This window comes from Hyalangium sp. (genome assembly GCF_045802625.1).
In the GTDB taxonomy this organism is placed as follows: Bacteria; Myxococcota; Myxococcia; order Myxococcales; family Myxococcaceae; genus Hyalangium.
In genome coordinates this window covers 60692-67854 of the sequence record NZ_JBJMQP010000247.1, presented here as the reverse complement: position 1 = coordinate 67854, position 7163 = coordinate 60692, and the positions used below count along the sequence as shown (strand labels likewise).

Genomic DNA, 7163 nt, shown 5'->3' with positions numbered 1-7163 from the left:
TGGAGCGCTACCTCAAGGCCAACACCGTCAAGCGTCGCACCTACTCGCTCTTCCGCCAGGGCTGCATGTATTACCAAGCCATCCCCAACATGCCCGAGCACCGCCTGCTCCCGCTGCTCGAGCGCTTCGCTCAACTTGTCTGCGAACAGCCCGTCTTCCGCGAAAGCCTCGGACTTTTATGAGGGGATGCCTCAGGGTCCATCCCTCCTACTTCCCAGGCATGTCGTTGCAGGCGTACGTGGGGCAGAAGCTCCGCTTCTACATCCGCTACGACGCGGGTAACCTCGGAAGTTCCGAGCGGCGGGTTCGATTGCAGGCTCACGCCTGCGCCAAGCGCTCAATCCGCCGCGCGGAACACCGTCTGGCCTCGTAGCACCGTCTCCACCACGCGCGTCTCGAACCGCGTCTCGAGCGGATCCTCCGAGAGGATGGCGAGGTCCGCGCGCTTGCCCGGCTCGAGCGTCCCCGTCACGTCCAGGCACCCGCAGGCCCGTGCGGCCTCCCGCGTGTAGAGCGCGAGCACCGCGGCAGCGTCCAGCGCCTCCTCGGCTCCCAGCACGCTCCCATCCAACGCCCGGCGCGTCATGGCCTGGCGCATCTCCTCCAGGGGCATCGCCTCGAGCACCGGCGCGTCGGAGCTGCCGGCGAGCCGGATCCCCGCCTCGCGCATGGAGCGGAAGGCCAGCACCTGGAGGCCTGGCAGCGGGGGCAGGCCCTCCTCGGTGAGCGCTCGGAGGAAGCCGGGCTGGACCACGACGCAGGCCCCCATATCCGCCAGCCGCTGGAGCTGCGCCGGCTCCACCATCATCGCGTGCTCGAGGCGCGGGGGCGGGAGATCCCGGTGCCGCGCCCGCACCTCCTCCAGGGCCTCCAGCGCGAGCCCGACCCCTTCGTTTCCCATCGCATGGATGGCCAGGCCAAAGCCGCGCTCGACGGCCCGGCGAGCCATCTCCCGGGCTCCGGCCGCTCCCGAGTAGTAGGCCACCCCGGAGTGGAGGCGAAGATCCCTCCCCAGCCGGAGCCGCCCGCGACGGGCGGCCCGGAAGGGAGCCAGGCTGCGCCGGGCCACAGCACGCGCCAGGGTGCGAAGCGAGGCGGACAGAACCTGTCCCACGGACAGGCACACCGCACAGTTGTCCCCACCATCCATGAACAGCTTCAGCGGCCCCACCCGGAGCTCCTCGGGCCCTTCCCCGGTGGGCACTCCGTCGAGCCGCTCCCAGGGGTGGACCAGATAGCCGCCCTCGCAGATGGGCATCATCAGCACGGGCATCCGCAGCCGGCCCGCCGCGTGAATCTCGCGGTAGAGCCGCTCGAAGCCGGGGCTCACCGTGGGGTCGGCCACGCGGGTGATGCCCTGGGCGAAGAGCCGGTCCTCGTAGGTACGGAGCCGGGCGGCGAAGGCCTCCGAGTCCCGGGCCATGAGCGACTGCCGCGCCAGGGTCTCCACCGGCGCGAGCGCCGTCTCCCGCAGGTGCCCCGTGGGCTCGCCCCTGCGGCCGCGCACGATATAGCCCGCGGGCGGATCCGGAGTGCTCCGCCCGATGCCGGCGAGCTCGAGCGCCCGGGAGCTCGCCACGCACTCGTGAAACGAGAAGTGCATGAGGAGCACCGGGTGCTCGGGACAGGCGGCATCCAGCTCCTGCCGGGTGGGGTGCCGGCGCTCGGTGAGCTGCCAGACGTCGTAGCCAGAGCCCACCACCCACTCTCCTGGAGGCACCGTGGCCGCGGCTGCCCGGAGGCGCGCCAGCAGGTCCGCCAGGGTGGGAGCAACCGCCCCCCGGCAGTCCACCGTTCCCTGGTAGAGGCTCGCCAGGGCCAGGTGGTGGTGGGCATCGATGAAGCCGGGCACCACGGTCCGACCGCCCAGGTCTACGACTTCGGCCCCGGGGCCAGCGGCCGCGAGCACTGCCTCCTCGCGCCCGACGGCGACCAGCCGGCCCCGCTCGTACGCGAGCGCCTCGGCCTCAGGGGCTTCATCCACAAGGGTCCGGATCCGCCCACGGAGAAGAACGCGCATCTGCCCACTAGTCGGCGTCAGCCTGAGCCGCGGCAGCGGCCGCTATGGCTACCTGCCTGCCCTCGGCGACGGTCTTCAGCTGGGCGAGCCCCTTCTCGATGTCGGTGCCGAGCATGTTGTCCATGTTCATGAACATGCCGAAGGCTTTGCCGATGAAATTGTGGTTCCCCTCCATCGACCACGTCACGAACGAGCCCGCCGGCGTACCCGCGAGGGTGAGCGCATAGGTGGCCGTGGACTCCATCGGCGCCACAAACTCGAGCTTCATGCCCACCTTCTGGCCAGGGACACTCTCTTCGATCGTCATCTTGCCCCTGCCGACTTCCTTGTTGCCGCTCCACGCATACGACTGACCGACGCCCGCCGCGGGGCCTTCGAAGGTCTTCTGCATGTTGGGATCGCGCTTCTCCCACGGCGACCCGAAAAGGACCAAGACCCCCGCAAATTGATGGAGATCGTTGAGAACACCGAACACGAGTTCGGCCGGAGCAGCGACCTCGAGCTTGCGCTCGACGTGATACGCGGACGGCCGTGTGGCCACCACCGCTACGAAAAGGACCAAGACCCCCGCAACACCGATGAGGATTGTCTCGAGCATTGAAGCTCTCCTAGAGGCGCAACGATATTAGCAACCGGGGGGCGTCCTCGGCATGACGAGGAAGTGGACGCTCAAGGACGCCGCGCAGGCGACACCGTTTGTGTCCAAATTAAATCATACGCTTGGTGGTGCAATTAATTTACGCGGTGATGACGCACCGCTTCCGTAGAAGAAATCCTTGGAGAGAGTTTTCCCGTCTTGGGTATGGATTTGGCCCTGCCCATGGCCCCTCCTGACACGCGCTCGGTCTCTTCTGCTGCTGCCTCTGCCTTGACCCCCCTGCCCGCCTCCGGCTCCCGGGTGCTGGGGCCCATTGAGACGCTGTGGCTGACAGGCCCGGTGGGCGCGAAGGCGCGGGACTTCACCCAGGAGCTGCAGTCGCTCTTCGCCGCGCTGGAGGGAGCCCCCCATGCGCTCTCCACGCTCGCGGCGGTGACGACCCGCGCGGACGCCGCGCGCCTCTACGAGGCGGCGCTGGTCATCAACCCGCTGCGTGCGGAGGAGCTGGTGCTGCGCTTCTTCGAGCAGGTGAAGGCGGCGCGCGAGGCCCAAGGCCCCACGGTGAAGGCCTTCTTCGAGGCCCTGCCCGAGGACTGGTACGCCGACAGCCCGCTCTACTACACCTATCCGCACTCGCTGGGCGTGAAGGCGGGCGAGGCCAAGGGCACGCTGTTCGAGCTCGCGAAGCAGCTGCCGTATCTCCGGGAGCTGGGCTACCGGAACATCCAGGTGCTGCCGCACTGGAGCTCTCCGGGAGGGGACGGGGGCTACGACGTCTCGGGGTTCACGGTGGCCGAGGAGCTGGGCGGCGAGGAGGCCTTCCGCGCGCTCATGAGCGAGGCGATGCGGCTGGGCATGCGCATCATCACCGACTTCATCCCCAACCACATCTCCGTGCGCCACCCCTGGTTCCAGGCGCTGCTGGCGGGAGACGAGTCCAAGCTGTCGTGGTTCCTGCCCATGAACGGCGTGGAGTGGGTGGGCACCGAGGTGGACAAGAAGGGCAAGGAGCGGGTGCTGCTGAAGAGCGGCTCGGGCAACGTGATGAAGCCCTGGGCCATCTTCCCGCATGCCTCCAAGCGCAACCTCCTGGACGTGAAGGTCAACGGCAAGGGCCACCTGCTGTTCCACAGCTTCTACCCGTTCCAGGTGGACCTGAACCTGCGCAACCCCGATGTGCTCGAGGAGCTCTTCAAGGTCATCGCCTGGGAGCTGAACCTGGGAGTCGTCGGCAAGCGCATGGACGCGGCGCCCCATTGGTTCAAGGAGGAGGGCACCGACTTCGAGAACCTGCCGGGCGCGCACGCGCTGCAGACGCTCTTCAAGTCCTTCGTGCGCCACGTGGTGGGCGTGGGCATCACCGTGCCGGAGGTGGGCGAGGGGCTGGAGGAGGCCTCCACCTACTTCGGGCAGAAGGTGCGGATGCTGGGCAAGAGCTGCCACAGCGAAGGCGATGCGATGTTCGGCTTCGAGTGGAACTCCACGCTCTGGGCGCTGCTCTTGGACGAGGATGGCTCCTTGTTCTGGCGCTTCGTGGACCGGATGCGCGCGCACGGCGAGGGGACGTTCTGGTTCAACCTGGGGCGCCACCACGATGAGCTGCGCACGGACCTGATGCCCGCGGGCACCCGCGAGCGCGTGGAGGCGAAGCTGCTCCAGCGCGGCGCGGAGGTGTTCGCCGGGCGCGGGGTGGGCGGGCGCATGGCGAACTTCCTGGAGAAGGATCCGCGCCAGATTGCCAAGGCCTTCTTCCTCAACGCGCTGCCGCCCCAGGGCACCCCCGTCACGTACTACGGGGATGAGGTGGGGGCCGAGAATCAGCCCGAGTACATGGCGAAGGAGAAGGCGCGCAGGCTGCCCATCCTCTCCGAGCTGGGCTTCCCCACGCATGATGAGAGCGTCGCGCTGGACCGCCGCGACATCGGCCGGGGCTCGGTGTACGCGGAGCAGCTCGCTCGGGCGCGCGAGGCGGGCTATCTGCCGCTGCGCACGGTGAAGGCGCTGAACGCGCTGTGGGCCGAGCGGGCCTCGGTGCGCCAGGGCAGCGTGGAGCGGGTGGGAGACTTCGGCCACCGCGTCATCTCCGCGCTCAAGCACGACGTGAAGCGGCAGGATGCGCCCCTGTGGGCGCTGTGCAACCTGAGCGGCGAGACGCAGAGCTTGAGCGTGGAGGTGAGCGAGCTGCGCCAGAAGGGGCTCACCGCGGGCTCCGGGACTTTCACGCTCCGGGACGTACTGGCCGCCCGGCGCGATGGCGGCGCCGGGGTGGAGCTTCGCGTGGAGGGCGAGCGCCTGTCGCTCACCCTCGAGCCCCACGCCCACCTGCTGCTCGAGGCCGCCTCGCGCTGAGCGGCTCCACGGAGTGCGCTCACGGGTAAGGGACCGGGCGATCCACATCCAAGGCCCCTCGCGGCTTCGCTTCTTCTCCAGCCGGTTAGAAGTCTGGATCCGCCCGGTGACGTACTTTCAACGGGTTGGAAGCGGGATCCGGGTCAGGCAGTACCCCAGCCTGGGGCCACTGAGACACCTTCTCACCACTCCGGTACCCGGGCCCCGAGCCCCGCTCAGGCCTGCCCCACAGGGGGCCGGAAGACGCGCAGCAGGTGCTGGGCGAGCACCTCCTCCAGCGACTCCTTCAGCGCGTAGAGGATCTGGTGCAGCCCCTCGGCGGACTCGCCGGGGATGCTGCGCATGTCTCGCACGCGCTCGTGGGAGCCGTCGAACACCCGCAGGCTGCCCGGCACGAGCGTGATGACAGGCTGGCCGGGGTGGCGCTTGCGCAGCAGGGCGAGGAAGAGCGGGTGGTCCTCATCCGGCCGGCGCAGGTCCACGACGACGACGGCGGGAGGCGTGGAGGCGATGGAGGTGAGCGCCGCGTCGGCATCCTCCGCCGCACGAACCTTCACCTCGGGCTCGGCGAGGAAGCGCTGGAGCAGCTCGCGCGAGGCGCGGTGGGGGCTGACGACGAGGATGTGACGCATGTGCTCCAGCACGTAACCGCAGCCCCAGCTTCCGGGCAAGCCCACCGCTCAGGTTTCGGGCAGCCCTGCCTGCTCGGCGAGGAGAGGGTCCAGCTCGGGGGCGCGCAGCGAGCGAGCCCCGGAATGGATCGTGGGCGTGCCCGGAATGTCCTCGCCCGCCGCGGCGCCCAGCTCCTTGAACCGCCGCGCTCCGGGCAGCACGCGCGTCTCCAGCGAGCCCACGGTGGTGTTGTAGGCATCCACGGCGCGGTCCAGGTTCTTACCGAGCTCCGCGAAGTGACGGGCGAGTGTCCGGACGCGGTCATACAGCGTGCGCCCCAGCTCGCGGATCTCCTGGGCGTTGCGAGCCACGTTCTCCTGGCGCCAGCCGTAGGCCACCGCGCGCAGCAGGGCGATGAGGGTGGTGGGCGTGGCGAGGATGACCTGCCGCTCCACGCCGGCCTCGATGAGGGCGGGGTCCTGCTCCAGCGCGGCGCTGAAGAACGTCTCGCCGGGCAGGAACATGACCACGAACTCAGGAGCGGAGGGGAACTGCTCCCAATAGGCCTTGTCTCCGAGCGCCTTGAGGTGAGCTCGAGTCTGGGCCGCATGCTCTCGCAGCTTGGCGAGGCGCGTGGCGTCGTCGCGAGCCTCCAGGGCCTCGAGGTACGCCTGGAGGGGTGCCTTGGAGTCCACCACCACGCTCTTCTGGCCCGGCAGCCGGACCACGAGATCCGGCCGCAGCCGCCCGCGCTCGCTGGTGACGGTCTCCTGCTGGACGAAGTCACAGCACTCGACCATGCCGGCCATCTCCACCACGCGCCGGAGCTGGATCTCTCCCCACCGGCCGCGCACGGTGGGAGCGCGCAGGGCGCCCACGAGGCTGGCCGTCTCGGCGCGCAGGGCCTCGTGGGTGGTCGCGAGCGCCTGGAGCTGCTGCGCGAGCCCACCGTAGGCCTGCGCGCGAGCCTGCTCCAGCTGGCCCACGTGGGCATCCACCTTCTCGAGCGACTCGCGAAGAGGTTTGACCATCTCCTCGATGGAGCGCTCGCGCTGAGCCAGGTCCGTGCGAGCGCCCTCCTGGAACCGGGAGAGCTGGAGCTGGGCCAGCTCGAGGAAGGCCTGACTGTTCATCCGCAGCGCATCCGCGGACAGCGCTTTGAAGGACTGGGCCAGCGCGTCCCGGGCCTCGGTGAGCAGCTCCAGCTTCTCCTCCATGGCCCGGCGCTCCTCGGCGGCGGCGGCCAGCTGCGAAGACAGCCGCACCTCCAGCCCGGTGCAGCTCTCCTGAAGCTGGCGGGCACGCAGCCGCTCGCCATCCAGGGCCCGGCGAAGCTCCTGGAGCTCCACCTCACGGCCTCGGAGGCGCTCGGCGAGGGTGGCGCGCTCGGCCTCCCCTTCCATCTGAACCAACCGGGTCGCGTGTTGGAGCCGCCCCTGGAGGAGCAGCCACGTCACCCCGGCCCCGAGCAGGCAGCCGACCAGCAACAGCACGAGGGAGAGAACAAGGGCCATAGAGGGCCAGGGCCGTTAGCACACGGGTCTGACATTCCCCCGCTCCACCCTGGCAGGAGTGGCGCCGGGG

Annotated in this window: 5 protein-coding genes and 1 pseudogene; 2 read left to right on the top strand and 4 right to left on the bottom strand. The window is 69.5% G+C overall.

All coding sequences use genetic code 11. From position 1 onward, the window contains the following. Positions 1–182, top strand: a pseudogene (locus ACJ8AT_RS38610) (IS4 family transposase); the annotation flags it as partial. A 155-nt stretch (positions 183–337) separates the two neighbouring features. Here ACJ8AT_RS38610 and ACJ8AT_RS38605 read toward each other — a convergent pair. Together ACJ8AT_RS38605 and ACJ8AT_RS38600 are read right to left on the bottom strand one after the other, a co-directional pair. Then, entirely contained in the window at positions 338–1984 is a 1647-nt protein-coding gene (locus ACJ8AT_RS38605; RefSeq protein WP_407742994.1) for an amidohydrolase, read from the bottom strand. Positions 1985–2027: 43 nt separating this feature from the next. Continuing rightward, positions 2028–2618: an SRPBCC family protein gene (locus ACJ8AT_RS38600; protein WP_407742993.1), complete on the bottom strand. Its 591-nt coding sequence runs from the start codon at positions 2616–2618 to the stop codon at positions 2028–2030. A gap of 222 nt (positions 2619–2840) precedes the next feature. Between ACJ8AT_RS38600 and ACJ8AT_RS38595 the strand changes: the two genes are divergently transcribed. Then, positions 2841–4967 (top strand): alpha-amylase family glycosyl hydrolase, encoded by a 2127-nt coding sequence (locus ACJ8AT_RS38595; RefSeq protein ID WP_407742992.1) that lies wholly within the window; start codon positions 2841–2843, stop codon positions 4965–4967. Between the two features lie 215 nt (positions 4968–5182). Here ACJ8AT_RS38595 and ACJ8AT_RS38590 read toward each other — a convergent pair whose 3' ends face one another. Together ACJ8AT_RS38590 and rmuC are read right to left on the bottom strand one after the other, a co-directional pair. Next, positions 5183–5599 (bottom strand): response regulator, encoded by a 417-nt coding sequence (locus ACJ8AT_RS38590; protein WP_407742991.1) that lies wholly within the window; start codon positions 5597–5599, stop codon positions 5183–5185. Between the two features lie 48 nt (positions 5600–5647). Beyond that, positions 5648–7072 carry a DNA recombination protein RmuC gene (gene rmuC / locus ACJ8AT_RS38585; RefSeq protein WP_407742990.1) on the bottom strand — a complete coding sequence of 475 codons (1425 nt, stop codon included), beginning with the start codon at positions 7070–7072 and terminating at the stop codon, positions 5648–5650. Between the last annotated feature and the right edge of the window lie 91 nt (positions 7073–7163).